The sequence below is a fragment of the Marinovum sedimenti genome (assembly GCF_054052205.1).
Genome location: NZ_CM133223.1, coordinates 1,177,675 through 1,203,249, shown reverse-complemented (window position 1 = coordinate 1,203,249; position 25,575 = coordinate 1,177,675). Strand labels below are relative to the sequence as shown.

24 protein-coding genes are annotated in these 25,575 nt (G+C 61.6%); 15 read left to right on the top strand and 9 right to left on the bottom strand.

Going from position 1 to position 25,575, the window contains the following annotated elements:
* The first annotated feature begins 9 nt into the window (after window positions 1-9).
* From ACW9UO_RS05785 to ACW9UO_RS05770, 4 genes are all read left to right on the top strand, one after another.
* A complete protein-coding gene (locus ACW9UO_RS05785; protein WP_457088031.1) occupies window positions 10-1,425 on the top strand; it encodes a YcjX family GTP-binding protein in 1,416 nt (471 codons plus the stop codon).
* Window positions 1,422-2,033: a GNAT family N-acetyltransferase gene (locus ACW9UO_RS05780; protein ID WP_457088030.1), complete on the top strand. Its 612-nt coding sequence runs from the start codon at window positions 1,422-1,424 to the stop codon at window positions 2,031-2,033. Before ACW9UO_RS05785 ends, ACW9UO_RS05780 begins: the two co-directional genes overlap by 4 nt.
* A complete protein-coding gene (locus ACW9UO_RS05775; protein WP_457088029.1) occupies window positions 2,030-3,022 on the top strand; it encodes a YcjF family protein in 993 nt (330 codons plus the stop codon). Before ACW9UO_RS05780 ends, ACW9UO_RS05775 begins: the two co-directional genes overlap by 4 nt.
* A 115-nt stretch (window positions 3,023-3,137) precedes the next feature.
* Window positions 3,138-4,277 (top strand): glycosyltransferase, encoded by a 1,140-nt coding sequence (locus ACW9UO_RS05770; protein ID WP_457088028.1) that lies wholly within the window; start codon window positions 3,138-3,140, stop codon window positions 4,275-4,277.
* A gap of 389 nt (window positions 4,278-4,666) precedes the next feature.
* Here ACW9UO_RS05770 and adh read toward each other — a convergent pair whose 3' ends face one another.
* The 3 genes from adh to ACW9UO_RS05755 all read right to left on the bottom strand — a co-directional run bounded on the left by adh (window position 4,667) and on the right by ACW9UO_RS05755 (window position 8,320).
* Complete coding sequence (gene adh / locus ACW9UO_RS05765; RefSeq protein WP_457088027.1) at window positions 4,667-6,187, bottom strand: aldehyde dehydrogenase; 1,521 nt, start codon at window positions 6,185-6,187, stop codon at window positions 4,667-4,669.
* Between the two features lie 133 nt (window positions 6,188-6,320).
* Window positions 6,321-7,262 (bottom strand): DMT family transporter, encoded by a 942-nt coding sequence (locus tag ACW9UO_RS05760; RefSeq protein WP_457088026.1) that lies wholly within the window; start codon window positions 7,260-7,262, stop codon window positions 6,321-6,323.
* 104 nt (window positions 7,263-7,366) lie between these two features.
* Complete coding sequence (locus tag ACW9UO_RS05755) at window positions 7,367-8,320, bottom strand: helix-turn-helix domain-containing protein (RefSeq protein ID WP_457088609.1); 954 nt, start codon at window positions 8,318-8,320, stop codon at window positions 7,367-7,369.
* Window positions 8,321-8,463: 143 nt separating this feature from the next.
* On the opposite strand from ACW9UO_RS05755, the gene ACW9UO_RS05750 reads away from it, so the two are divergent.
* The 3 genes from ACW9UO_RS05750 (at window position 8,464) to argF (ending at window position 11,206) form a co-directional block, all read left to right on the top strand.
* Complete coding sequence (locus ACW9UO_RS05750; RefSeq protein ID WP_457088025.1) at window positions 8,464-8,829, top strand: cupin domain-containing protein; 366 nt, start codon at window positions 8,464-8,466, stop codon at window positions 8,827-8,829.
* A gap of 196 nt (window positions 8,830-9,025) precedes the next feature.
* Entirely contained in the window at window positions 9,026-10,201 is a 1,176-nt protein-coding gene (locus ACW9UO_RS05745) for an aspartate aminotransferase family protein (protein WP_457088024.1), read from the top strand.
* 78 nt (window positions 10,202-10,279) lie between these two features.
* Entirely contained in the window at window positions 10,280-11,206 is a 927-nt protein-coding gene (gene argF, locus ACW9UO_RS05740) for an ornithine carbamoyltransferase (protein ID WP_457088023.1), read from the top strand.
* A 102-nt stretch (window positions 11,207-11,308) separates the two neighbouring features.
* Here argF and ACW9UO_RS05735 read toward each other — a convergent pair whose 3' ends face one another.
* Together ACW9UO_RS05735 and ACW9UO_RS05730 are read right to left on the bottom strand one after the other, a co-directional pair.
* The gene (locus ACW9UO_RS05735) at window positions 11,309-12,793 is read right to left on the bottom strand and encodes an inorganic phosphate transporter (RefSeq protein ID WP_457088022.1); all 1,485 of its coding nucleotides are present in this window, start codon (window positions 12,791-12,793) and stop codon (window positions 11,309-11,311) included.
* A gap of 168 nt (window positions 12,794-12,961) precedes the next feature.
* Complete coding sequence (locus ACW9UO_RS05730; protein ID WP_457088021.1) at window positions 12,962-13,420, bottom strand: NUDIX hydrolase; 459 nt, start codon at window positions 13,418-13,420, stop codon at window positions 12,962-12,964.
* Window positions 13,421-13,597: 177 nt separating this feature from the next.
* Between ACW9UO_RS05730 and gndA the strand changes: the two genes are divergently transcribed.
* Complete coding sequence (gene gndA, locus ACW9UO_RS05725) at window positions 13,598-14,995, top strand: NADP-dependent phosphogluconate dehydrogenase (RefSeq protein ID WP_457088020.1); 1,398 nt, start codon at window positions 13,598-13,600, stop codon at window positions 14,993-14,995.
* Window positions 14,996-15,083: 88 nt separating this feature from the next.
* Here the strand turns inward: gndA and ACW9UO_RS05720 are convergent, their stop codons facing one another.
* The gene (locus ACW9UO_RS05720; RefSeq protein WP_457088019.1) at window positions 15,084-15,995 is read right to left on the bottom strand and encodes a pirin family protein; all 912 of its coding nucleotides are present in this window, start codon (window positions 15,993-15,995) and stop codon (window positions 15,084-15,086) included.
* Between the two features lie 165 nt (window positions 15,996-16,160).
* Between ACW9UO_RS05720 and ACW9UO_RS05715 the strand changes: the two genes are divergently transcribed.
* The 3 genes from ACW9UO_RS05715 to ACW9UO_RS05705 all read left to right on the top strand — a co-directional run bounded on the left by ACW9UO_RS05715 (window position 16,161) and on the right by ACW9UO_RS05705 (window position 17,576).
* Complete coding sequence (locus tag ACW9UO_RS05715) at window positions 16,161-16,640, top strand: hypothetical protein (protein ID WP_457088018.1); 480 nt, start codon at window positions 16,161-16,163, stop codon at window positions 16,638-16,640.
* Between the two features lie 88 nt (window positions 16,641-16,728).
* Window positions 16,729-17,181, top strand: a complete 453-nt coding sequence (locus tag ACW9UO_RS05710) for a hypothetical protein (protein WP_457088017.1) — start codon at window positions 16,729-16,731, stop codon at window positions 17,179-17,181.
* Between the two features lie 11 nt (window positions 17,182-17,192).
* Window positions 17,193-17,576, top strand: a complete 384-nt coding sequence (locus ACW9UO_RS05705) for a rhodanese-like domain-containing protein (RefSeq protein WP_457088016.1) — start codon at window positions 17,193-17,195, stop codon at window positions 17,574-17,576.
* Window positions 17,577-17,656: 80 nt separating this feature from the next.
* On the opposite strand, the gene ACW9UO_RS05700 is transcribed toward ACW9UO_RS05705, so the two are convergent.
* From ACW9UO_RS05700 to ACW9UO_RS05690, 3 genes are read right to left on the bottom strand one after another with little or no spacing between them, the layout of a single operon-like run.
* On the bottom strand, window positions 17,657-18,226 hold the full coding sequence (locus ACW9UO_RS05700) for a TadE/TadG family type IV pilus assembly protein (protein WP_457088015.1): 570 nt from the start codon (window positions 18,224-18,226) through the stop codon (window positions 17,657-17,659).
* Window positions 18,227-18,231: 5 nt separating this feature from the next.
* On the bottom strand, window positions 18,232-18,786 hold the full coding sequence (locus tag ACW9UO_RS05695; protein ID WP_457088014.1) for a TadE/TadG family type IV pilus assembly protein: 555 nt from the start codon (window positions 18,784-18,786) through the stop codon (window positions 18,232-18,234).
* Entirely contained in the window at window positions 18,783-20,423 is a 1,641-nt protein-coding gene (locus ACW9UO_RS05690; protein WP_457088013.1) for a pilus assembly protein TadG-related protein, read from the bottom strand. The genes ACW9UO_RS05695 and ACW9UO_RS05690 overlap by 4 nt, the downstream gene beginning before the upstream one ends.
* A gap of 426 nt (window positions 20,424-20,849) precedes the next feature.
* Between ACW9UO_RS05690 and ACW9UO_RS05685 the strand changes: the two genes are divergently transcribed.
* From ACW9UO_RS05685 to ACW9UO_RS05670, 4 genes are all read left to right on the top strand, one after another.
* On the top strand, window positions 20,850-22,280 hold the full coding sequence (locus tag ACW9UO_RS05685) for a Glu/Leu/Phe/Val family dehydrogenase (protein WP_457088012.1): 1,431 nt from the start codon (window positions 20,850-20,852) through the stop codon (window positions 22,278-22,280).
* Window positions 22,281-22,547: 267 nt separating this feature from the next.
* Entirely contained in the window at window positions 22,548-24,470 is a 1,923-nt protein-coding gene (locus tag ACW9UO_RS05680; RefSeq protein ID WP_457088011.1) for a pilus assembly protein TadG-related protein, read from the top strand.
* The gene (locus tag ACW9UO_RS05675) at window positions 24,467-25,003 is read left to right on the top strand and encodes a TadE/TadG family type IV pilus assembly protein (RefSeq protein ID WP_457088010.1); all 537 of its coding nucleotides are present in this window, start codon (window positions 24,467-24,469) and stop codon (window positions 25,001-25,003) included. Before ACW9UO_RS05680 ends, ACW9UO_RS05675 begins: the two co-directional genes overlap by 4 nt.
* Before the next feature lie 5 nt (window positions 25,004-25,008).
* On the top strand, window positions 25,009-25,566 hold the full coding sequence (locus ACW9UO_RS05670) for a TadE/TadG family type IV pilus assembly protein (protein ID WP_457088009.1): 558 nt from the start codon (window positions 25,009-25,011) through the stop codon (window positions 25,564-25,566).
* Window positions 25,567-25,575: the final 9 nt, after the last annotated feature.

The window sequence follows — 25,575 nt, the reverse complement described above, 5'->3', positions numbered from 1 at the left end:
GGGGCCGGTTTGGTCATCAATACTCTGGCCGATGGCATGTTGCGCAGCGTCGAGGCGGTGACAGACACGGTCAACAGCACCTTCTTCGAGCCGGTGATCCGGCTGGGCGTGACCGGGCTTGCGCGCTCGGGCAAGACGGTGTTTATCACCTCGCTGGTCGCCAACCTGCTGGATCGTGGTCGGATGCCGGGGCTTGTGGCCGCGTCCGAGGGGCGCATGCACGCCGCCTATCTGCAGCCGCAGCCCGACAACACGGTGCCGCGGTTTGACTATGAGGCGCATCTGGGCGCGCTCACCTCGCGCACCCCGCATTGGCCCGACAGCACCCGCGCGGTCAGCGAATTGCGTCTGTCGCTCAAGGTCCAGCCCGGCGGCATGCTGTCGGGGTTTCAGGGGCCGCGGGTGATCCACCTTGATATCGTCGACTATCCCGGCGAGTGGCTTCTCGATCTGGCGCTGCTCGACAAGTCTTACGAAGAGTGGTCGGGCGAGGTGATCCAAAGGATCAGGGGTAGGGCGGAAGCCGCTGATTTCTTGGTGAAATCAGAAAGCGTCCAAAGCACCGAACCGACCGAGGAGCCGATTGCCAAAGAGCTGGCGGCGGCGTTCACCACCTATCTGAACGCGGCGCGCGATGCCGGGTATTACGACTGTACACCGGGGCGTTTCCTGTTGCCCGGCGATCTTGCTGGCGCGCCGGTGCTTACCTTTGCGCCGCTGCCCAAACCCGACACTCCACCGCGCCGCTCGCTCTGGCGCGAGATGGAGCGGCGTTACGAGGCGTACAAACGCGAGGTCGTAAAACCGTTTTTCCGCGATCATTTCTCGCGGATTGACCGGCAGGTGGTGCTGGTCGATGCCTTGGGCGCGATCAACAAGGGGCCGCAGGCGGTCGAGGATATGCGCCACGCGATGGCCGATATCCTCTCGGCCTTTCGCCCCGGCCGCAATGATTTCCTGACCCGGCTGCTCATGGGCAAACGGGTCGAGCGCATCCTGTTTGCCGCCACCAAGGCCGACCATCTGCACCATTCCCAGCACCCCCGCCTGACCGCGATCATGGAGGCGCTGACTCGTGATGCCCGCGACCGCGCGCGCTTTGCCGGTGCCCAAACGCAGGCGATGTCGATCGCATCCCTGCGCGCCACCACCGAGCAAACCATGACCCATCAGTGCCAAGAGCTTGACTGTGTACGCGGGACGCTTTTGGATACAGGGCGGCAGGCGGCGTTTTATCCCGGCGACCTGCCAGTGGATCCGAACATGCTGCTCGGTCCCGCGCGCGAAGGAGCGGCGGGCTGGCTTGACGGTGATTACCAATCGATGCGTTTTGCGCCCGCGCCGCTGACGCTCAAACCGGGGGACGGGCCACCGCACATCCGGTTGGACAAGGCGGCGCAATTTCTGATCGGAGACAAGCTTTGAATTTGTATATTAGGGCCGCAAGGTCAACCGACGCGGGCAAGATTGCCGCGATCCTGACCGAAGGCAACGCCGCCCCGCCGTGGAAGCCGCATCTGCACACCGGCGCGCAGGACGTGGCTTTTTGCGGCAAGCTGATTGATCGGGGCTGGGTGCGGATTGCCGAGAATGAGGAGGGGCGGATTGTCGGCTTTATCGCCCGTGACGGTGAAGAGATCGACGCGCTTTATGTGGCGGGTCCGGACCGGGGGCATGGCATCGGAACGGTGCTGTTGAACGATGCAAAGTCGGCCTGCAAGCATCTGGAACTGTGGACATTTCAGCTCAACACCGGGGCGCAGAAGTTTTATGAGCGCGAAGGGTTTACCGAGATCAAGCGCACCGATGGCAGCACCAACCAAGAGCAACTGCCCGATGTTCGCTATGCCTGGGACAAAGAGCCGCCCAAGGCCGCACCCGCCAAGCCTGCGGCGGCCCAGCCAGAGCCGCGCAAACCCGAGCCGCTCAAGCTTGAGCCCACCAATTCCGTGCCCTCGCAACCTGTAAAGGATGGGGCGGCACCGGGCGGAAAGGCACCCGCCCAGGGTGGCGCAGGTGAGGCCAAAACATGAGCCGAAAGCCGGTGTTGATCGAGCTGGATGAGGCCGCTCCGTCGCCCTCTGACGCGCCGCCGGTGCCCGAGCTGGGCGCGCCGACGCCCAAGGGGCAGGCGATGCAAACCGCCGCAGTTCTGGCCGCCCGCCGCCCGTCGCGTCTGGCGCGCTGGTTCTGGGGGTTGCTGGTGGCTGTCATCGGCGCGGCCATCTCGGTGGCGGCTTGGGATTTCGCTTGGGGCATGATCGAGAGACAGCCGATCATCGGCTACTTCGTGACCGGGTTGATCGTGCTGCTTTTGGGGGTCATGGCGCTAATTTCGCTTAAGGAAATCGCGGCATTCGGGCGTCTGCGCCGGATCGACAAGCTGCGGCTGCGCGCCGATGAGGCCGCCGCCAACGAAGACCTTAAAGCCGCGCGCGCGGTGGCGCAGGATCTGATCGGGTTTTATTCTGGCCGCGAGGATACTCGCTGGGGCCGCGACAAGCTGCGCGAGGGGATGGAGGATGCCTTTGACGCCGAGGCGATGCTGGCCGAGGTTGAGCTTGACCTGCTCGCGCCTTTGGACGCCGCAGCGCAGCGCGAGGTCGAAGCGGCGGCGCGGCAAGTGGCGACGGTGACGGCCATCGTGCCCTTGGCGCTGGCCGATGTGGTGGCGGCGCTGACCGCCAACCTGCGGATGATCCGGCGCATCGCCGAAATCTATGGCGGGCGGTCGGGCACCCTTGGCAGTTGGCGGTTAACCAAAGCCGTGATGGCGCATTTGGTGGCCACGGGGGCGGTGGCGGTCGGCGATGACATGCTTGAGCCGATCCTTGGCGGATCGCTGTTGAGCAAACTGTCGCGGCGCTTTGGCGAGGGCATGGTTAACGGCGCTTTGACCGCACGGGTCGGCGTGGCGGCAATGGACGTCTGCCGCCCGGTGGCGTTTCGACGGACGACACGGCCTTCGGTGCGGCGGATCATCCAGAGCGCGCTGAGTGGATTGTTTAAGTCCGCCTCGTAAGTATCTGAAGCGGCATTGCTATCGCCTCGCGAGGGCGCGGTGCCGATGACGCCAAGCTTGCGGCAAACAGGGGGCGCTGCTAGGCAGGCCCGCAAACAAGGAAAGACCACGCGCCATGCGGACCTGTATTGTGACCGGCGAATATCACCTGCCCGGCGAGACCTTTATCAACCGGCACATTCAGCATATTTTCGGCGGCGCGGCGGCGGTGGTTTGCGGGCGCTACCACGGCGAAAACCCGTATGACGTGGCCTATTTCAACCGTCGGGGCCGCGAGGTGCCGCTGGTCGATACGTTGGCGATGCCGTTTGTTGTCGGGGCAAACCGGCTGCGGCATGGCACCGGGCGGCTGCCCTTTGGGCGGGCCAAACGCGAGTTGAAAGACTTTCTGCGCGCGCAAAAGATCGAGGTCATTCTGGCGGAATTCGGCACGCAGGCGCTGGCCGTTGCACCTTTGGCGGGCGAGCTTGGCATCCCGTGTTTTTCCTATTTCCGTGGCACAGATGCCTCCAAAGCGCTCAATCAGGGTAACATCCCCGCGGCCTATGCCAAGATGATGCCACGGCTGACCGGTGTGTTTTCGGTGTCGCAGTTTCTGCTCGATAATCTGGCGGCGCGCGGCGTGACGCATCCCAATGCGCATGTGATCCCGTCGGGGGTGAATGTGCGTTTGTTTAAGCCCGGCCCCAAGGTGGCGCTGTCTTGTCTCGCGGTCGGGCGGATGGTCGAGAAGAAGGCGCCTTTGGTGACCTTGCGGGCGTTTCTGACGGCGACCGAGGGGCTGGAGGGGGCGCATCTGGATGTCATCGGTGATGGGCCTCTGCTCGCGCCCGCGCAGGCGCTTGTCGCGGAGGCCGGGGCCGAAAGTAAGGTGACGTTCCACGGCGCGCAACCCCATGATGTGGTTCGGGAAAAGCTGGCGACGACCGAGTTCTTCTTGCAGCATTCGATCACGGCCGAGAACGGCAATACCGAGGGGCTGCCGACCGCGATTCAAGAGGCGATGGCCTGTGGTTGTCTCACGGTTTCGACCCGGCACGCCGGGATTCCCGAGGCGGTGGACGAGGGCCAGACCGGATGGCTGGTTGATGAGCATGACGAGGCGGGGTTTGCAGCCGCGATCCGCACTGCCATGACCGCGCCGAACCGGGCCGGGATGGCCGCAGCGGCGCGGCAGGTTGCGGAAGAACGGTTCGACAATCAGCGGCTGTTGGAGAAGTTGGAGCGTTTGATCCGGGAAACAGTGGCGGGCTGAGGCGCGCCAGGTCTGTAGAATTGTCCCAGCCCGGAATCGAGGCGAAGCCGCCGGGCCAGCGGCTGCCCCCCCCCCCCGGGCTGCTGCTTTGGCCGATGTAAGAGTTTCGATCTAATCTTTCACGGATTTTGCCGGGATAAAGTGCCTTACATTGCCGATGCTGCGGCATCCCACGGGCCGCCGCTGGCCCGGCTTCGATGCGGTAGGTGTTTCATTAAGACATTATTCAGATTTGGCAGCTAAAAACTGGGCTGAATGACAGTTTTATCGGCGCACCACTTCTCAGCGATGCTCCGATCCACGCGCGTTAACTTCGTGCCACTGCCGGACCCAAGCGCAAGGGGCCGGGGCGCGGAGAGACACGCCCCGGCAGGAGGAACAAACCGGACCTAGAAGAAGCCCAGCTTGTTCGGGTTGTAGCTGACCAGCAGGTTCTTGGTCTGCTGGTAGTGATCGAGCATCATCTTGTGGTTCTCGCGCCCGATACCGGACTGCTTGTAGCCGCCAAAGGCCGCATGCGCCGGATAGGCGTGGTAGTTGTTGACCCAGACCCGTCCGGCCTCGATCGCGCGACCAAAGCGGTAGCAGGTGTTCATGTCACGCGACCAAACGCCAGCGCCGAGGCCGTACATCGTGTCATTGGCAATCGCGAGCGCTTCTTCGGCGTCCTTGAAGGTGGTGACAGACACGACCGGGCCAAAGATTTCCTCTTGGAAGACCCGCATCTTGTTGTGACCCTTCAGGATCGTCGGCTGAATGTAGTAGCCGTTGTCGAGATCGCCGCCCATCTGCGCCGCCGCACCACCGGCCAGCACCTGCGCGCCTTCTTCGACACCGATTTGCAGATAGGACAAGATTTTCTCCTGCTGCGCCGCGCTCGCCTGTGCGCCAACCATCGTGTCGGGCAGGCGCGGATCGCCTTGTTTGATCGCTTTCACCCGCGCGATGGCGCGTGCGATGAATTCTTCATAGATGTCTTCCTGGATTAGCGCGCGCGAGGGGCAGGTGCAGACTTCGCCTTGGTTAAAGGCAAACAAAACAAAGCCTTCGACCGCTTTATCAAGAAACGCATCGTCCTGCGCCATCACGTCGGAGAAGAAGATGTTGGGCGATTTCCCCCCCAGCTCCAGCGTCACCGGGATCAGGTTTTCGGTGGCGTATTGCATGATCATTTTGCCGGTCGCGGTCGATCCGGTGAAGGCGATTTTGGCAATGCGCGACGAGCGGGCGAGCGGTGCACCGACCTCGGCCCCATAGCCGTTTACCACGTTCAGCACGCCGTCAGGCAGAAGATCGGCAATCAGCTCAACCATCACAAGGATCGCCGCCGGGGTTTGTTCCGCCGGTTTCAGGATCACGCAGTTGCCGGCGGCCAGCGCCGGTGCCAGCTTCCAGGCCGCCATCAGGATCGAGAAGTTCCACGGGATGATCTGGCCGACAACGCCCAGCGGCTCATGATAGTGATAGGCCACGGTGTCTTCGTCGATCTGGCTCATCGAGCCTTCCTGACCACGCAAAACCCCCGCGAAATAGCGGAAATGGTCGGCAGACAGCGGGATATCCGCATTCAGCGTCTCGCGGATCGGCTTGCCGTTGTCCCATGTTTCGGCGGTGGCGATGATCTCGAGGTTTTCCTCGATCCGGTCGGCGATTTTCAACAGGACATTGGCGCGGTCGGCGGCCGAGGTCTTGCCCCAGGCCGTTTTGGCGGCATGCGCGGCGTCGAGCGCCAATTCGACATCATCGGCGTCCGAACGGGCCACTTCACAGACCTTGGCGCCGTTGATCGGGGTAACGTTGTCGAAATAGCGGCCGTTAACCGGGGCGGTATACGTTCCGTTAATGAAATTGTCATAACGTTGCTTGAATGGCGATGCGAAGTGGCTTTCGGCCTCGGTCATCTGATTCATGGAATGTCCTCCTGTTAATCCGGGTCCTCCGCCCGGGAATGGGCAGAGAATGCGCGGCAAGAGGGGGCAAGTCAGCCGGGGGAAAACAGGCGAGGCAGGCAAGGTGTCTCATCCGTGAGACAATTGGCGGGGGCTATTGCGGGTTTGCGGCGGTTTTGTTTCGGTGCCGCGTGATGCGGGCCAGAATCCGCCCGTCGGTCACGGCGAAACCAACTGCGATAATGGCGAATCCTACCAGTGCGGTGGTCCCGATCCGCTCGCCCAGAACCAAGGCACCAAGGCCCATCGCAAACGGTGGGATCAGCAATGTGACGAGAAGGAGGTTTGCAGCCCCGGCGCGGGCAAGGATGGTGAAATACAGGCCATAGGCCACCACGGTTGACAAAAGGGCCAACCCCAACAACGCGGCCCAGACCCCGGCGGATAAGCTTAGGCTTGGCGCACCATCGACCATGAACACCACCGGGAGCATCAGCAGGCTGCTGGCGGCGACCATGCCGAAGGCGTTCATCAGCGGTGGCTGGCCTGACAGCGTTGATTTGGCCCAGACACCAGCAAAGGCATAAGACAAGGCCGCCGCCAGAATGGCCAATTGCGCCAGATTGGCAGGATCGAACGAGGTGAGCGCTGCGGGCCCCATGATGATTGCCACGCCGATAAGGCCCAACACCGCCCCGGCAATCTTGCGTGGCAGCAATGGCTCATCGGCCAGCAACAGCCCGGCGACTACGGCGGCAAACATTGCCGTTGTTGCATTGAGGATCGAGGCCAGCCCGGCGTCAATCTGGATCTGCCCCCAGAAGATCAGCGAAAACGGGATCGCATTGTTAAGCGCGCCCATCACCAAATAGGCGCCCCAAACGCGGGGCGACCGGGGCAGGGCGATACCGCGCAAACTAAGGATCACAGCAAGGCAGGGCACCGACCATAACACCCGGTGCAGGGTGATGGTGAACGGGGGCACTTCGGTCAGGGCGATCTCGGCAAAGATGAACGACCCGCCCCAGACCGCCGCCAGAAGCAGGAGCAAGGCAATGGAGACAAGATCAATGGTAGGCGCGCTGGGCTTGGTCATATCGGGCAGGTCCGGAACAGGGCATCAAGCCCCCGGTGTGCCCGAATGCCGCGCAGGGTGCGACCCGTTTCTTGCGGTAAGTCCCGCCGATGACTGTCGCAAAGTCAGTCGCTCAGGCCCAGCCGCTTCATCCGCCGGTACATTGTTGCCCGGCCAATCCCAAGCCCCCGCGCGGCCCCCGACACATTGCCATCAACCCGCGCCAGAGCCCGGATCAGGGCGGCACGTTCAGCGCGCTCAAACCCGCTCGGCCCATCGTCGCGGCCAAACAAATCGGTCGCGGGCCGGGGCTTTAGCGCCCCCTTGGACGGCAGGCCAAACGCCCGCCGCGCGCCCCGCGTCGCGCCAACCACCAGATCATCTGCGTCAATCGCCAGCAGCCCGTCTGTCTCTTGCTCACTGGCCGCCGCCATGACGATGCGCGCAGCGGGAAAGGAGGCGCGAAAGTAATCCGCCTCGATGGCGCGGGCGGTCTGGGCCACGGCGGCGCTGATCAGCCCGTTGAAGCCTTCGGTCTGGTCCGCGCGGGCAGATGACACATCAAGCGCGGCCAGCACATGACCCTCGGGGCCAAAGATCGGCGCGTCCATGCAGCTCATCGCGATATTGCGCGCCATGAAATGCTGATTGCGGTGGATGGTGATCTGGCTGGCTTCGGTCAGGCAGGTGCCGATGCCGTTGGTGCCTTCGGCCGCCTCGCTCCAGTCGGCACCGACGCGCAGGCCCCAATCCTCGAAGATGCCGCTGTCGGCGTCCGAACAGCGCCGGTCCAGCACCACCCCGGTTTCGTCGGTCAAAAGCACGCCGCAGCCGGAATAGCCCACCAAGCCAAACAGGTGATCAAGCTTGGGCGCAGCAATCTCGCGAAACATCCGCCGCGCCTGGCGTCGGTCGCTCAGGTCGCGCGCTTCGACCTGACGCGGGGCACAGCGCGCCGCCGGATCAAGCCCGTGGCGCGACACCGAGCGCCACCACGAGGCCGCCAGCCCCGAATGCGCCGCCGCTGAGCGCGACTCAACCGCGCGAAAGACATTCTCGATGTGCTGTTCTCTCAACATGCCCCGGTCCCCCCAAGCGCCACGATAGCCGCGCGGGGCAAAGCCCGCCATTCGACCAAGGGCCATGCCTGATGACCGCACAATAGACGTGGCCTGTGCAGCGCTTTACGCTGGAAACATCGCATCCTGCAGGGAGCCAGCCAATGAAATACCACCATCTTTTTGCCGATGACGCCGGCGACAGCCATTGGCGTGATGTCGAGGTGCCGCTTACGGTCCGCAGCTTTGCGCCGCCAGCGCAGGCGATCGAAGTGTCAGACGCCGAGCCTGCGCATCAGATGATGTTTCTGCGTCTGCGCGCCGGGTGGAACGAGCCGATCCATCCGACCCCGGTGCGCCAGACGCTGATCTGTCTGGCCGGGGCGGTGCGTGTCACCGCGAGTGACGGCCAAGCGCGTGACATCCGGCGTGGCGACGTCTGGCGGATGGAGGACAAAAGCGGCAAAGGGCATCACACGCGCGTGCTTGGCGCGGCGGATTTCGAAGCCGCCATTGTTCAGGTCGAATGAACCGAAGGCTTGCGTTTTTGGCCAGATCCGCTAAGACGCCGGCATGACGCAAGGCCATGATATCCGACGAGACATCTGATCTCTTCTGCCCCGCGCTGACCGCGCGGCCCCTTGCGCCTGTCTTTTACACCCATCACAACTTGACTTGCACCGGTGCCCTTGGCACCAATCGGCCTTCATTCAAAGGATGACGCCCATGATCCCTTCGGTCCTGCCCACCTACAATCGCGCAAAACTGCATTTCGTCAAAGGCGAGGGCAGCTGGCTGACCGAACAGGATGGCCGCCGATTTCTCGATCTGGGCAGCGGTATCGCGGTGAATGTCATGGGCCACGCCCATCCCGCACTGGTCGCGGCACTGACCGAACAGGCGAATGCGCTCTGGCATGTATCCAACCTCTATGAGATCCCCCAGCAAGAGGCGCTGGCGCAAAAGCTGGTCGATACGACCTTTGCCGATACGGTGTTTTTCACCAACTCGGGCACCGAAACCTGTGAACTCGCAATCAAGATGGCGCGCAAGTATCACTACGCCAAGGGCCAGCCGGAAAAGACCGGGTTCCTGACCTTCGCAGGCTGTTTCCACGGCCGCTCCACCGCCGCGATTGCCGCCTCGGGGGCCGAGAAGATGGTCACAGGGTTTGGCCCGCTGATGCCGGGGTTCACCCATCTGCCGTGGGATGATCTCGATGCGGTCGAGGCCGCGATCACCGATGAAACCGGCGCGATCCTGATCGAACCGATCCAAGGCGAAGGCGGCATCCGTCAGGCCTCGGACGCGTTCCTGCAAGGGCTGCGCGCGCTGTGTGACAGCCACGGCCTGCTGCTGATCTTTGACGAGGTGCAATGTGGCGTTGGCCGCACCGGTCGGCTGTTTGCGCATGAGTGGGCCAGGGTCACACCCGACATCATGATGGTGGCCAAGGGCATCGGCGGTGGTTTCCCGCTTGGCGCGGTGCTGGCCACAGAACAGGCCGCGCAGGGTATGGTCGCGGGCACCCACGGGTCCACGTACGGCGGCAACCCGCTGGCCTGCGCTGTCGGATGCGCGGTGATGGACCACGTCAGTGATCCGGCTTTCCTCGAGGGGGTCAATCGCAAGGCGGGCCTGCTGCGCCAAAAGCTCGAAGGCCTCGTGGCCGACCACCCCAAAGTCTTTGCCGGTGTGCAGGGGCAGGGGCTTATGCTGGGCCTGAAATGCAACGTCGCGCCCGGCGATGTTGTGGCCGCTGGCTACGCCGCTGAGGTCATCACCGTACCGGCGGCGGACAACGTGCTGCGCCTGCTGCCGCCACTGACCATCACCGAGGACGACATCGCCGAGGCCGTCGCCCGTCTAGACAAGGCCGCGACCTCGCTCGAAACGCCCTGATCTTCTTCTGTTTAAAAATACCTCGGGGGGCCGGGGGGCAGCGCCCCCCAAACCGCCGACAATGCAAAGTGACAAAACATGAGCCATTTTCTCGACATCCACAAAACCGACGCCACTGACCTGCGGGCGATTATTGACAACGCCCATGCCATGAAAACCGCCCGCAAGGGCCGCCCGCGCGGTGCCATGGATGATGACCAGCCGCTGGCGGGCCAGATGGTCGCGCTCATTTTCGAGAAACCCTCGACACGCACGCGGGTTTCTTTCGATGTCGGCGTGCGCCAGATGGGCGGACAGACGATGGTGCTCTCTGGGCAGGACATGCAGCTGGGCCACGGCGAAACCATCGCCGACACCGCCCGCGTCCTAAGCCGCTATGTCGACCTGATCATGATCCGAACCTTCGATGAATCGGTGCTGATCGAGATGGCGGATTACGCCGAGGTGCCCGTCATCAACGGGTTGACCGACCGCACCCACCCCTGCCAGATCATGGCCGACGTGATGACGTTTGAGGAACACCGCGGCCCGATCAAAGGCAAAAAGGTGGTCTGGGCGGGCGACGGTAACAACGTCTGCGCCTCGCTCCTGCATGCCGCCGGGCAGTTCGGTTTCGATCTGGTCTTTACCGGCCCGGCGCAGCTTGATCCCGAACAGGGCTTCATGGAGTTTGCCCGCGACAAAGGCGTCAATGTCTCGGTCGAGCGTGACCCGTACCGCGCGGTGGCGGGGGCCGATCTGGTGGTGACGGACACGTGGGTGTCGATGCACGACAGCCAATCCTCCAAGGAACGCCGCCACAACATGCTGCGGCCTTATCAGGTCAACGCCGACCTGATGCGCCACGCCAAACCCGACGCGCTGTTCATGCATTGCCTGCCCGCGCACCGCGAAGAGGAAGCCACGTCCGAAATCATGGACGGCCCAAATTCAGTGGTGTTTGACGAAGCAGAAAACCGGCTGCACGCGCAAAAGGCTGTTATGCGCTGGTGCCTCGGCAAGTAAACCGGTGCCTTGGCACGTAAGCTGGACGACGGGTAAACGGCGGGCAGGCGGGGCTTTACACCCTGCGCTGCCCGCCCTCGTTTTACGCAAGCGCGCGGCGGATCATCCCGCCACGCTGTTGAGGATCAGGAAGATCGCCGCCGACATCAGCGCGGCAGCGGGCACCGTGATCACCCAAGCCGCAATGATTGTCAGGAAATGCGACCGGCGCACCAGCTTGCGCCGCCGCCGTTCCTCGGGTGCGATGCGGGCCACCTCTTGGGGTTGGCTTTGCGAGGATTGCCGCCGCCGCTTCTCCATATGCCATTCGCGGAAGAAGCCGACGCCAAACACCCCGCCCACCGCGATATGGGTCGAGCTGACCGGCAGCCCGAGCCAGGACGCGACGATCACCGTGACCGCCGCCGAAAGCGCCACACAATAGGCGCGCATCGGGTTCAGCTTGGTAATCTGGCTGCCAACCATACGGATCAGCTTGGGCCCGAATAGGAACAGCCCAAACGAAATGCCAAACGCTCCGATCACCATGACCCAATGCGGGATGGAAACCTTGGCGGAAAACTCGCCAAACTCCGAGGCATGCACAATCGCCGCCAGTGGCCCCACCGCGTTGGCCACGTCATTGGCCCCATGCGCAAAGCTGAGCAGGGCGGCGGAAATCACCAGCGGCGCGCCAAACAGCACCTTGAGCGATTTGTTGCGGTTTTCCATCCCTTCCGACTTGCGTTTGATCAGCGGCGCGCTGACCAGATACGACAGCACAGCCGCCCCCAGACCGATCAGCAGCGCCATCGGCAGATCAATCTTAAAGACCCGCTTGAGCCCTTTGAGCGCCAGATAGGCCGCGAAAGCCCCCGCCATAACGGCAATCAGCACCGGCACCCAGCGGCGCGCGGCGGCAATCTTATCGGGCTGATAGATGATCCGCGCCTTGATGAACGCCAGACAGCCGGCGGCCACGGCCCCACCCAAGACTGGCGAAATCACCCAGCTTGCCGCAATCAGCCCCATCGTCGGCCAGTTCACCGCAGCAAAACCCGCCGCGGCAATGCCCGCGCCCATCACGCCGCCAACGACCGAATGCGTGGTCGACACCGGCGCGCCGACCCATGTGGCAAGGTTGACCCAAAGCGCCGAGGAAATCAGCGCCGCCATCATCGCCCGGATGAAAATCGCGCTGGTCTCCATGCCCTCGGGCGCGATGATCCCCTTGGAGATGGTCGAAACCACGTCGCCCCCGGCCAAAAGCGCGCCCGCGCTTTCAAACACCGCCGCGATGACGATGGCCCAGCCCATGGTGATGGCATTTGCGCCCACGGCGGGGCCCATATTGTTGGCCACATCGTTCGCGCCGATGTTGATCGCCATATAGGCGCCAAACACGGCAGCGGCGATCACGATGTAATTGCCCGGCTCAAAGCCCAGATACAGCGCTGCGAACAACCCGGCGGTCACGATGAACGCCAAGGCGACCCCGGTGCCGATCAATGGCCGCGACACATAGGCCGTCGCGTATTCCAACCGGCTGATCCGGCCCAGATCCCGGTCCAGCGTGGACCAACCTTCTTTGCGGCTTTTCGTTGCCATGGTTGCGGCCTCTCCCCAAATTTCAGCTTTCGGGTAGCGGCCAAGCGGCAGCGTTGCAATCCTGTTATTAAAATGTCGTCAAAATTTGACAGAGAACGCGGCTTACCCGGTTCAACTCATTTGTCTCAAATTGTCTGCTTTTTCCGGTACGGCGTGGCCTATTTCGGCTTAGACGGCTTCCAAAAGCGCCCTAAGGCCGGTTTCGTCCACCATATTGGCGGCCTCATTCGGCGTCACCCAGACCCGCTTGCGCTCGCCCGCTTCGGGGAAAGTCTCGGCCAGATCGGCAACCTTGATCTTATAGACCTTGGTGTCCACCGGGATTTCCCAGCCGTCATCAAGCCGTTTCTTGTACTGAAAAGTGCCAAACGCCTGTTTGCCAACCTTGGCCGGTGTCACGCCAGCCTCTTCCCACGCCTCGATCGCGGCAGAGCCAGGACCGTCTTCGCCATGAATCGGCCAGCCCTTGGGCAGAACCCAACGGCCGGTGTCACGGCTGGTGATCAACAGAATGCGGCGGAGCGCGCCCTTGCCCTGATAGCACAGCGCAGCCACCTGAAACTCGTTCGGTCGCTTATAAAGGGGGCGCAGAATTTCGCGCCAGGCACGCTGGATCGGTTGCTTCATATCGGGGTCTGCTCGGCTTTTCTTATTTTGGTATCGCCAAGGTATATACGTTTCCTGTGGATAACACCAGCCCCCGTTGATCACCTCTTTGACAACTGGGTGGTTTGTGCCGGTCTTTTGGGCAATTGTCGGGGCAAATAGCCTACGTCTGGCCAAAGGATATAAGGAGAGACAGCAATGACCGCCGAAATCGGAATTTACGGCTTGGGCACAATGGGCAGCGCGCTGGCGCTGAACATGGCGGACAAGGGCGTGCGCATCGCCGTGTCGAACCGCACCGAAGCCGAGGTGCCCGCGTTCCTCGCCGAGGCCGGGCCGCTGGCCACGCAGATCGACGGGTACAAGACGCTGGAGGCGATGATCGAGGCGCTGCCCTCGCCGCGCACGATCCTGTTCATGATCCCCTCGACCGCGCCGATGGACCAAATGATGGATCACGTGATCCCGCTGTTGGCCGCCGGCGACACGGTGATCGATGCGGGCAACGCCGATTTCCACACCACCCGCGCGCGCTCGGAACGGCTGGCCAAGCACGATCTGCATTTCGTCGGCATGGGCGTGTCGGGCGGCGAAGAGGGCGCGCGCAAGGGGCCATCGATGATGGTCGGCGGCACCGAACACAGCTGGACCCAGCTCAAACCGGTGGCCGAGGCGATTGCGGCCAAGTTCGACGGCGTGCCCTGTGTGGCGCATCTGGGCCCCGATGGTGCGGGGCATTTCGTCAAGATGGTGCACAACGGCATCGAATACGCCGATATGCAGGCGATTGCCGAGGTCTACGGGTTGCTGCGCTTTGGCGCGGGAGAGGGGCCAGAGGCGATAGGCGCGCGATTTGCCAAATGGAACGACGGCCCGCTGAAAAGCTTTCTGATCGAGATCACCGCCAAGGCGCTGGCCTCGACGGATGCCGACACCGGCGCGCCGATGGTCGATGTGATCGTCGACAGCGCCGGGCAAAAGGGCACCGGCCGCTGGACGGTGATCGAGGCGCTGAAGCTTGGGCAATCGGCCAATACCATCGAGGCGGCGGTGGGCGCGCGCATCTGGTCGTCGCAACGCGACAGGCGCGCGGCAGGTGAGGCGCTGTTTGACGCGCCGGGGCCGCTGGAGATGCCCGGCGACGATGATCTGGAACAGGCGCTGCTGGCCGCGCGCATCCTTGGCCATTCGCAGGGCTTTGATGTGATGCAGGCCGGATCTGACGACTACAACTGGGCGCTCGACATGGGCGAAATCGCCCGGATCTGGCGCGCGGGCTGTATCATCCGCTCGGCGCTGCTTGACGTGATCTCAGAGGCCTATGCCGGGGAGGTGCCACACACCTCGCTGATGCTCGCCCCGTTGATGCGCGACCGGCTGACCGAAACGGTGCCCGCCTTGCGCCGCGTCGTGGGTGCGGCGGTGGCAGCGGGCCACCCGGTGCCGGTGCTCTCGGCGGCCTTGGCGTGGTTTGACGCCATGCGACAGGCCAAAGGCTCGGCCTCCGTCATCCAAGCCCAGCGTGATTTCTTTGGCCACCACGGCTTTGCCCGCTTTGACACCGACGGCAAGCACCACGGCAGCTGGTCGCGCTAACCCTCTGCTTCTCTGGCTTTCTAAATATCCCCGCCGGAGGCCTAAAAGTTTCGGCGGGACGCTTATCACAGGCGCCCCGCCGATCCGGTCAATGCGCCGGTTTGATGAAAGTATCGTTGCGCAGCTCAGCAAAGGCCTGCCGCAGCTCGTCTTGCGTGTTCATCACAATCGGCCCGTGCCAGGCCACCGGCTCTTGGATCGGCGCGCCCGAGATCAGCAGAAACCGAATGCCCTTTGGCCCGGCCTGCACCGTCACCTCGTCGCCCGTGCCGAACCGAACCAAAGTGCGGTTGCCCGACAGGTCGCGGATGTTGACCTCTTGCCCGGCCACTTCTTTTTCAAGCAGCACCCCCTCTGGCCCCGACGCATCGGCAAAGGCACCGGCACCGTCAAAGATATAGGCAAAGGCGCGGCGATAGGTGTCGACCTTAAAGGTCTTCTTCACCCCCGCTGGCACATACACATCAAGGTATTGCGGATCGGCGGCGATGCCGTCGACCGGCCCGCGTTTGCCCCAGAATTCGCCGGTGATCACCTTGACCCGCGTGCCGTCATCATCGGTCACTTCGGGAATGTCACCGCCGCTGATGTCCTGATAACGCGGGGCGGTCATCTTTAGCGAGGAGGGCAGGTTGGCCCAAAGCTGAAAGCCGTGCATCTGTCCCTTGGCATTGCCCTTGGGCATCTCCTGGTGAAGGATGCCCGACCCGGCGGTCATCCACTGCACCGACCCGGCATCCAAAGTGCCGGAGTTGCCAAGGCTGTCGCTGTGCGCAACCTCGCCGTTCAACACATAGGTGATGGTTTCGATGCCGCGGTGGGGGTGCCACGGAAAGCCGGCCTGATACTCCGACGGATGCTCGCCGCGGAAATCATCAAACAGCAGAAAGGGGTCAAGCTCGCTTGGATCCTGAAAGCCAAACGCGCGGTGAAGATGAACGCCGGCGCCTTCCAGTGTCGGTTGGGCGCGGCGGGTTTCCAATGTGGGTCGCAAAGACATCTCGCAGTCTCCTTTTGCTCAGTTGTACCACAGATAGGCCGCGCACCCCCGCACCACAACTCGCGCAAACGCCGGGCTTCTGTGCATATATACACAATGCGCGTGGCCTCTCGCGCTTGGCGGCGATCCGGGCTATGAGGCATCAAAGCTGAGGGAGAGCGTAAGATGACTGAGGTTGTGGCAGAGCTGAGCGCGTCGCCCGCGCGGCGGGTGATCGGTGTGGGCACGATGTTCGCGCTGGGGGCCTTGGTGCTCTATCTTGCGCTGTCGGAAAGCTATGACAACCCGCTTTGGCAGGTGTTGTTGATCGCGATTGCGGCGGTGGCGCTTTATGCGGCAACGCGGATGTACCAGGCCACGGCGCTGCGGCTGCAACTGCGCGACGATGGGCTTTATGACAGCGAGGGCCATCTGCTCGCGGCGTATGACGACGTTGAGACTGTGGAGCGCGGCATGCTGGCGATGAAACCGTCGAACGGCTTTATGATCATCCTCAAGAAAAAGCGCCCCGGGCGCTGGCGTCCGGGCCTGTACTGGATCAAAGGCAAGCGGATCGGGGTGGGCGGTGTTACTGCAGCGTCGCACGCTAAGTTTATGGCAGATATGATGAATATGAAGATGTCGGGTCAGCTTGACGACCTTTAGTCTGATTTATTTACAAAAAGACGCCTGATCGCAGGAACATTTTGTTTTCTGAATACGTTCCCCCTGTAGACAACAGGGAGGTACGGTGTTGCCGCTATCACGCTTCAGCCCGTCCTTTGGAGATGGGAGCGCCGAAAAGACTGGGATCTTTGACGCGCATTCCGGCTCGATCCCCTATATAGCGGCCGACTCTGACACGCGGCAGGCCGCGCGTGTCGATGCGGTGATGCCGGTCGACCCGGCCAGTGCCAGTGCCAGCACCGATACTGATACCAGCCCGGCTGAGAACAGTCTTCGCTGGGCCGACCGCGAAAATCCCACCGTCCCCTACATCCCGGACGCCCATGCCAAACACCTGACGGCGTCGAAGCGCGGCGTCGTTTGTGACGCTTATGCCCGCCAAAGAGAGGCGCGCAACGTCACCATTTCGCCGCCAGATCGCATGCTCCATGCCCCGCAATTGAACCTGCGCGCGCGGCGGAGCCCCAAGGCCGAACGTGATGGCACCCCCCATCTGAAAATCCCGATCAACCGCTTTTAAGGAGAGACTGTATGAAATCTGAAACCTCAGACCACGGCACGCTGGAAACCTGGACACCCGAGGAAGTCCAAAAGGCGCAGGACGCCAAAACCATCGTCTTGATCGATATGCGCACCCCGGCGGAGTTCACGTTTGAACATATCCCCGGCGCGCTTTTGGCGCCGATGCACGCGTTTTCGCCGTCCAATATGCCCGGTCAGGGCGAAAAACAGATCGTGTTTCATTGCGGTTCCGGCGCGCGGTCGCGCAAGGTGGCCGAGATGTGCCTGAAGGCGGGGTTTGACAAGATCGCGCATATGGAGGGCGGTTTTGGGGCCTGGAAAGAGGCGGGGCTGGATTACAGCGGCACCGATATGAGCACCGGCGCCCCCAAGGGTATGCGGAAATCTTCCTGATCTCGACATAAAAACAGGCCGGGCATATCTGCCCGGCCTGCCGCTGGCCGCATCTCGTCTGGGTGAAAACAGATTGGGGGTTAGCTTTCCAACCAAACGAGCTGTGGCGCAAAACGGGGGCGGGTAAAGACGCGGGCGATCATCACCTCGTCTTGAAAGCCCAAATCGACTGGCCAATCGTAATTCAGATATGAATCGACCAGAATAAGTTGCTCGGCATGCACCATGACCGGCAGTTGATCCTGCGCATTGGCAAGATCGGCATCGGTCAGCGGCTGCGCATGGGCACCGCGCACCTGGCTCCACCGCACGGTATAGCCGCCGGTTGACGCATTATACGCCACCACCGACACCCGCAGCGTGTTCTCCGCATCCGGCGTGCCGGTGAGGAACGACAGAAGCTGCTTGGCGCTGTCGACGTATTCCGGCGTGATATAATCGGTCTCACGCGACAGCATATCGCCGATGGTAAAGGTCGCCTTGTCACCAAGGCTGTCTTTGCGGAAGGCATCATAGAACACCATCGTCGCAACGATTGTGGCCAGCAGGAAGGGCAGAAAGATCGCCCCCTCCACGTTTACGCTGCCACGGGCATCGCCAAGGAATTTACGCATATGCGTGGTGAGTTTGTTGAAATTTTTAACAATCATAGCGATTACCTCGGTTCCTGGACGAAGGACGTGGCGGCGATCAGCGAATAATCTCCGGCGCCGTCCTTTTGCACCGCTGCCGCGAACCATGTGATCGGGAAGATCGGTGAAATCTTGGCGCAGGCGCGCAGCACCATAAGTTCGTTGCTCTGGCCGGCCTCGAAGGCGCGCACCGGGGCCACCTCAAGCGAGGCATCGACACAATCGGCCGAGCCGGGCAGGGCATCCCAGTTGCGCGGATCGCGCTGGACCATTTCAAGCCGCAGGTTGGTGGCGCAATCCGACAAGATCACTGCACGCTCGCAGATCATCTCTTTGATCTCATCGTGTTGCGGCGCGCTGCCGGTGCCAAGCCGGATGGAACGGACAGTCTGATCCAGGCTGCGTTCGAGCATGGTGGCGCGGGCGGTATAGGCCCCCACCTCAAGCGAGGTCAGCAGGGTAAAGATCAGCAGCGGCATCCAGATGGCAAAGGATATGGTCTCGACCGATCCCGCCTCTTCGCGGGCAAACCGGCGCAGGGACTGGGTCATGCGGTTGGTCATTATGCGATAGGTCATTGGGTCAACCTCAGTTGGGTGATGGTGCGGGCGATGGATTTGAAGGCATCCGAGATTTCCACGCCGTTCACGTCAAAGTAGTGGGCGGGCGACGAGGCGCAGTTCTCCATCGCGTCCAGTCCTTGTTGCGGTGCCTCAAAGCCGACGGCAAACACCACGATCCCGGCGTCCTTGGCCTGGCCACAGATCGCCGCCAGACGGGTATCTGCGTGACCGGCCACAACGATGCCTTCATAGGCGTAATACTCGTCGGCGTAGTTGGAATACGGCAGCTGGCCATCCTGGTAGGGCGTGCGGAAGAACTTATATGCGCGGGCCCGGGTGCCCCAGCGGGCAAAGACATCGGCGTTTGACATCTGTTCGGCATTGCCGCCGCCATCGGGCGTGTTGCGGTACTTGTAGTTGAAGGAATAGTTCTCGTAGCGATCCCAGTACCAGATGTCGGCCACGGTGCCCGGCAGATCGAGGATCTTGGACGAGAAGCGGTCATTCGACGGGTTGGTGTCGCCGCGGTCATCGATCCAGATATCGGACAGGCCGGTCTGGTACTGCGGCTTGAGGTCATATTCAGTGGTATTGGCGCCGTCCGTCATCAACACGATGATCTTGAGCGTTTCAGGATCGGTAAGCGACACAGGCCGACCCGCAACCGCAGGGGCGACATGGCCATCGCTGATCATATCACTCACTAGGCTCTGCGCGCTCGGATCAAGCAGGGCAGCGCCCCATTTCATCCCGAGGTCAATCGCGGTGTTGCCACCGGCCCCCAGCGCATCAATGCTGGATTTCAGCGCTTCGGCGTCGTCACTGTGGACCACAATCGCGCCATAGGCATCATCCGGGCACCAGGGCTGCGAAATCGCGGTAGAGCTTTCGCTGGTGCTGGAGAGGTCGAAGTGGCTCAGCCGGTCAAGCTCGTTTGAACGGGAAATGCCCAGCGTGTCAAAGGCACTGTCGGGAAAGACCGCGCAGGCGGAGTAGTTGTGCTCGGCCGACAGGTTGAAATACTGCGACACGACAGGACCAAGGTTCACGGTGGCATTATAGCTCACAAGACTGACGGTGGTCAGGCTGGGCGCGCCCGCGGGCTGGATCACGGTATCAACAAATTCGCGGGCGGCGGCGCGCAGGTTCTGGATCTTGTTGTTCGATCCCATCGACCCGGAGCGGTCAAGCACCATCGAAATCTCGACGTTCGACATCATCTCGGTGGCTTCGCCGCTTGCGGGGGCCACCATCTCATTGATGCCGAGAATGCCAAGGAACAGCGGATCCGAGGTTTGCGACGCGGTGGCCGAAACGATGCGATAGTTCAACGCATCCTCGACGCTGGTGGTGCTCAGCGTGTCACCCATGCCGGATTTGACAAAGTAATCCTGAACCACAGCGGCAGGATCAAGTTCCTGCTCAAGATCGGCCGCGGCCAGAACAGCGCGGTCAAGCGTGGCCTGCAATTTGGCTCGCTTCATCTCATTCATCATGAGATCGACGCCAAATCCGCAGATTGCAATAATCCCGACGAAGATGATCATCGCCAGAATGGTAATGGTTCCGGTCTCTTCGGATCGGAACCGCCCTAGATCTGTCGCCACCCTGTCCTTGACGGACGGCAACGGACGAAACGTGTCCTTGGTCATTCGTTAATCCTCACTCTCAAAAGCCCGGACTTAACCTTTCGATCCCCTCCTATACCGGAGGCTATCGCAACAACCGGGCGGCCCTCGCGCAGCTATACTTATGCTCTTAAACCTCGGCCAAATTAAGGCAAGCTCCTGTAAAATAACGTATTTTTGTATCTCTACGGGCGCCAGTGGCCAGCGGCGCGGGCGATTGTCAGGCCAGTCGAAACAATTTGAGAAGATATTGGCAAAGATTGCGGCGTTAACCTTTCACCGGTGTCGGCGCGCGACACATTTGCCCGCGCGCCGCAGTACCCAGCCTGACGTGCGGCGCAAACAAAAGGGAGAAAGACCTCGCAAACCCGTACCTTACCGGCATAGGCTTGGCCTAAAAAACAGACAAAGTTGGCGAGTCGTACGCCAGAACCCATGGAGGAACCGCACATGCAGCCAGTCAATGAGCCGACATTCCGCGAGAGCGTTGATCTTATGTTCAACCGCGCCGTGGCGCTGATGGACCTGCCGCCGGGGCTCGAGGAAAAGATCCGCGTCTGCAACGCCACCTATACGGTGCGTTTCGGCGTGCGGCTGCGCGGGCGCATCCAGACCTTTGTCGGCTATCGATCGAACCACTCCGAACATATGGAGCCGGTCAAGGGCGGCATCCGCTACTCCAGCGCCGTCAATCAGGATGAGGTCGAGGCGCTTGCCGCGCTGATGACCTATAAGTGTGCGCTGGTCGAGGCGCCGTTTGGCGGATCGAAAGGCGGGCTCTGTATTGACCCGCGCCAATATGATGAACATGAGCTGGAGCTGATCACCCGCCGCTTTGCCTATGAACTGGCCAAGCGCGACCTGATCAATCCTTCGCAAAACGTGCCTGCGCCCGACATGGGCACCGGCGAGCGTGAGATGGCCTGGATTGCCGATCAATACGCGCGGATGAACACCACTGATATCAACGCGCGCGCGTGTGTGACCGGCAAACCGCTGAATGCCGGTGGCATCTCGGGGCGGGTCGAGGCGACGGGCCGGGGGGTGCAATACGCCCTGCGCGAGTTCTTTCGCGATCCGAAAGGCGTGGAAAAGGCCAATCTGTCGGGCCAGCTTGATGGCAAGCGGGTGATTGTGCAGGGCCTCGGCAACGTGGGCTATCACGCGGCCAAGTTCCTGTCGGAGGAAGACGGCTGTGTCGTCACCGGCATCATCGAACGCGATGGGGCGCTGTTTAGTGCCGACGGGCTTGATGTGGAGGCGGTGCACCAGTGGATCGCCAAACACGGCGGCGTCACCGGATTTCCCGACGCCGCGCATCATGCCGAGGGCGCAGGGGTGCTGGAGGAGGAATGCGATATCCTGATCCCCGCCGCGCTGGAAGGGGTGATCAACATGTCCAACGCCGCGCGGATCAAGGCGCCGCTGATCATCGAGGCCGCCAATGGCCCGGTGACTGCCGGGGCCGACGATGTGCTGCGCAAGAAGGGCGTGGTGATCATTCCCGACATGTATGCCAACGCTGGCGGTGTGACGGTGTCTTACTTCGAGTGGGTCAAGAACCTCAGCCACATTCGCTTTGGCCGGATGCAGCGCCGTCAGGAAGAGGCGCGCCATGAATTGATCGTGCGCGAGCTGGAACGGCTCGACCAGCATCTTGGCGGGGCGTGGTCGATGACGCCGGATTTCAAGGCCAAGTATCTGCGCGGCGCGGATGAGCTTGAACTGGTGCGCTCGGGCCTCGATGACACCATGCGCATTGCTTATCAGTCGATGCGCGATGTCTGGCATGAACGCGAGGATGTGACCGATCTGCGCACCGCCGCCTACCTTGTGGCGATAAACAAAGTGGCCTCAAGCTACCGCGCCAAGGGGCTCTGAGCGCATAGTCGCGTTAATAGAAAAGGCAAGGCCGGGCAGGGGGGATTGACCCCGCGCGCCCGGCCAGAACGGCTATTCTTTCGTATAAGCCTCTGACTATAAAGGGGAAATACCTATGCGTAATAGAGTCACCTGCCGTTAATTTTCCTTAATTCCTCGGTAAACACCCTTTTTTCGCCTAAATTGCGCCCCGACAGCGCAGCAATTCCCTCGCATTAATAAACATTACGCAGAAACCCGTTCTGTGTACGCAGAGGGAAGATTGATATGACAGGATTTACCAAGGAGACACGTACCAAGCTGCGTGATTTCTGGCAGGACGAAACAGGCAACGCGACCATCGTGTCGGTCTACATGAGCCTTGCCATCCTGTTGACCACCGGTGCCGCGATTGACGTGATGCGCTATGAGGCCGTGCGCACCAAGATGCAGCATGTGCTTGACCGCGCCGTTCTCGCCGCCGCCGACCTTGATCAGATGGGCGATCCGACCGCGGTGGCCAATGAATATGTCGCCAAGGCCGGTGTGGCCGGGGCGCTAACCAATGTAACCGTGCAGCAAGGCTCGAACTACCGCGAGGTTGCCGCGACCGGCGAGACCAACGTAGACACCTTCTTTATGCGTCTGGGTGGCATCAACACCTTGAATGCACCGGCGGCCAGCACCGCCGAGGAAAAGATCGCCAACGTCGAGATTTCTCTGGTGCTCGATATTTCCGGCTCGATGCGCTGGAACAGCCGGATGGAAAACCTCAAACCGGCGGCCAAGGCGTTCGTCGACAAGGTTCTGACCGATGAATCCAACGGGATCACCACCTTGAACGTGGTGCCCTATGCGGGCACGGTGAACCCCGGACCCGAGATGTATGAATACTTCCTTGGCATCCGTCAAAAGAACAAGGGCAACAACGGTTGGGGCAACGGCGATCAGGACGCGCCCGGCAACTCGCTGTGCAACAACAATGCTGAGAACGCCGAAGAAGGTGCCGCAGATCCGTCGTGTGGCGGTGGCACCTCGACCAGCGCGAGCGACTCCGACAATTCCGCTCAGGGCCACTTTGCCCCTTGGGACAGTGCGATCGACAATGTGGTGTTCTACTTCGATTACGACAAAGACGGTGAATACGACGACCGGTCCGACATTGCCCACAAGATCAAGGATTTCCCAAGCAGCGCGTCACGCGATGTGGATGACATGTTCAAGGGGGCCGTGGCCTACCTGATGAACGAAGACGGCGATTTGACCGACCCGTCGCAGTTCCTTGGCGCATCGATCCGCGGCAATAGTGGCCCAAGCCGGTACTTCCAGGTCAAGGGCAACCTCAATGGGCATGAATCCGACATGGGCCCAACCAAGAACAACGGAAAAATCCCCGGAAACACCTATAAATACAGCACCATCAACTACGTGGTTTGGGAAAGCTCTTACGTCAGCCCCAACCCAGAAGGGGTCGAGCAGGCACCGCCGAACGCCAATACCCCCGGCTCCTGTCTTGAGATTTACTCGAACGAGTTCTCGTCCATCGGCCTGCCGCAAACCCAGGATATGGTGCCGCACTTCCACCACTGGAGCATTGACCGCGAGGTGATGGACTGGGGCTGGTGCCCGGAGGATGACACCTCGATCCAGTATTACTCCAAGAACGCGACCAAGCTGAAAACTTTTATCGACAACATCCGGATGCACGATGGCACCGGCACCCAGAACGGCATGAAATATGCTCTGGCGCTGCTTGACCCTGCCACCAGTGACGCCGTGGGCCATATGATCGACGAAGGTTTGGTTGACCCGCAGTTCCGTGGCCGCCCGATTGCCTGGGAGGATCCCGAGACCGAAAAGTTCATCGTTCTGATGACCGATGGCAATGTCACCGACCAGTACCGCCCCAACGATCCCGACGCGACCAAGAACGGCGAAGTCGAGATGCTCAACCAGGAAACCGGCGCTGGCTATTACACCCAATCGGGCAAAGCCGACAACCTGCAAGACCTCTATGCCCAGTGCAATCTCGCCAAGCAAAACGGTGTCGTGATCTTTACCGTGGCCTTTGAAACCGGCGACAGTGCCGCCGAAGAGATGCGCACCTGCGCCTCCTCCGACAGTCACTTCTTCCGCACCCAGGGGATGGAAATCTCGGAAGTCTTCGACACCATCGCCCGTCAAATTAACAATCTGAGGCTGATCCAATGATCCGTACCCTGAAGAATTCGGTCGCCCGTTTCCGCAAGGACGAGACCGGCACAGCCACCATCGACTTTGTCATCGTCGTCTCGCTCTTTGCTATCTTTCTCGGGGCCAGCGTCGAACTTGGATATACCAACATCCGCCATGCCATGCTGGAACGCGGTGTCGATACCACGGTCCGCCAGATCCGGCTCTCTACGGGCAGTGTGCCCAGCTATGCCGAGTTGCGCACCGAGATCTGCAACAGCGCCGGTATCATCGCCAACTGCGAAGAGAACCTGCGGCTTGAGATGAAAGTGGTCGATCCGCGCGCCTTTGTGGCGATCCCGCCCGAGGCGGATTGCCAGAACGCCGAAGAGACGCCCCAACCGGTGCGTCAATTCCAAAGCGGCATCGACAACGACCTGATGCTGCTGCGGGCCTGCCTGACCTTCAAGCCGGTCTTTCCGACCACCGGCGTCGGCGGCGCCATGAAAAAAGATGACAAGGGTTACGTCTCCATCGCGTCGACGTCCGCCTTTGTCCAGGAACCGAGGTAACCGCTATGATCCTTAGAGCCTTCACCCACCTGCGCCAGTTCGCGCGTGACACCCGCGGCAATGCCTCGATCGAGATAGCGATCTTTGCGCCGCTCCTGATGTTCCTTCTGGCCGCGTCTTACGTGTATTATGACGCCTATCGCCAAAAGGCGATCAACACCAACGCCGCCTATACCATCTCGGATGCCTTCTCGCGCCAGACCGACGCCATCGATGATGTCTATATGACCGGGATGCACGATCTGCTCGAGTTTCTGACCCACGCCGATACCGAAACCGGCCTGCGTGTGACTGTGGTGCGCTGGGATGCGACCGACGGGCAGTATCACCCCGACTGGTCGGAATCGCGTGGCCCGCTTTATCCGCTGACCGAACGCGATCTGAACACCGCGCTGGTCGACAACCTGCCGACACTGCTGAACAATGAGCGGGTGATCGTGGTCGAGACATCGTCGATCTATGAGCCGCCCTACAACATTCCCGGCATCGCCTCGCAAGAGCTGTACAACTTTGCCTTCACCCGCCCGCGCTTTGCGCCAAAGCTGGTGTGGAGCAATCTGTAACGAGTGGAT

Coding starts and splice junctions, on each gene's coding strand:
- ACW9UO_RS05775 (WP_457088029.1), top strand. CDS start 2,030: ATGAGCCGAAAGCCGGTGTTGATCGAGCTGGATGAGGCCGCTCCGTCG.
- ACW9UO_RS05770 (WP_457088028.1), top strand. CDS start 3,138: ATGCGGACCTGTATTGTGACCGGCGAATATCACCTGCCCGGCGAGACC.
- adh (WP_457088027.1), bottom strand. CDS start 6,187: ATGAATCAGATGACCGAGGCCGAAAGCCACTTCGCATCGCCATTCAAG.
- ACW9UO_RS05760 (WP_457088026.1), bottom strand. CDS start 7,262: ATGACCAAGCCCAGCGCGCCTACCATTGATCTTGTCTCCATTGCCTTG.
- ACW9UO_RS05755 (WP_457088609.1), bottom strand. CDS start 8,320: ATGTTGAGAGAACAGCACATCGAGAATGTCTTTCGCGCGGTTGAGTCG.
- ACW9UO_RS05750 (WP_457088025.1), top strand. CDS start 8,464: ATGAAATACCACCATCTTTTTGCCGATGACGCCGGCGACAGCCATTGG.
- ACW9UO_RS05745 (WP_457088024.1), top strand. CDS start 9,026: ATGATCCCTTCGGTCCTGCCCACCTACAATCGCGCAAAACTGCATTTC.
- argF (WP_457088023.1), top strand. CDS start 10,280: ATGAGCCATTTTCTCGACATCCACAAAACCGACGCCACTGACCTGCGG.
- ACW9UO_RS05735 (WP_457088022.1), bottom strand. CDS start 12,793: ATGGCAACGAAAAGCCGCAAAGAAGGTTGGTCCACGCTGGACCGGGAT.
- ACW9UO_RS05730 (WP_457088021.1), bottom strand. CDS start 13,420: ATGAAGCAACCGATCCAGCGTGCCTGGCGCGAAATTCTGCGCCCCCTT.
- gndA (WP_457088020.1), top strand. CDS start 13,598: ATGACCGCCGAAATCGGAATTTACGGCTTGGGCACAATGGGCAGCGCG.
- ACW9UO_RS05720 (WP_457088019.1), bottom strand. CDS start 15,995: ATGTCTTTGCGACCCACATTGGAAACCCGCCGCGCCCAACCGACACTG.
- ACW9UO_RS05715 (WP_457088018.1), top strand. CDS start 16,161: ATGACTGAGGTTGTGGCAGAGCTGAGCGCGTCGCCCGCGCGGCGGGTG.
- ACW9UO_RS05705 (WP_457088016.1), top strand. CDS start 17,193: ATGAAATCTGAAACCTCAGACCACGGCACGCTGGAAACCTGGACACCC.
- ACW9UO_RS05700 (WP_457088015.1), bottom strand. CDS start 18,226: ATGATTGTTAAAAATTTCAACAAACTCACCACGCATATGCGTAAATTC.
- ACW9UO_RS05695 (WP_457088014.1), bottom strand. CDS start 18,786: ATGACCTATCGCATAATGACCAACCGCATGACCCAGTCCCTGCGCCGG.
- ACW9UO_RS05690 (WP_457088013.1), bottom strand. CDS start 20,423: ATGACCAAGGACACGTTTCGTCCGTTGCCGTCCGTCAAGGACAGGGTG.
- ACW9UO_RS05685 (WP_457088012.1), top strand. CDS start 20,850: ATGCAGCCAGTCAATGAGCCGACATTCCGCGAGAGCGTTGATCTTATG.
- ACW9UO_RS05680 (WP_457088011.1), top strand. CDS start 22,548: ATGACAGGATTTACCAAGGAGACACGTACCAAGCTGCGTGATTTCTGG.
- ACW9UO_RS05675 (WP_457088010.1), top strand. CDS start 24,467: ATGATCCGTACCCTGAAGAATTCGGTCGCCCGTTTCCGCAAGGACGAG.
- ACW9UO_RS05670 (WP_457088009.1), top strand. CDS start 25,009: ATGATCCTTAGAGCCTTCACCCACCTGCGCCAGTTCGCGCGTGACACC.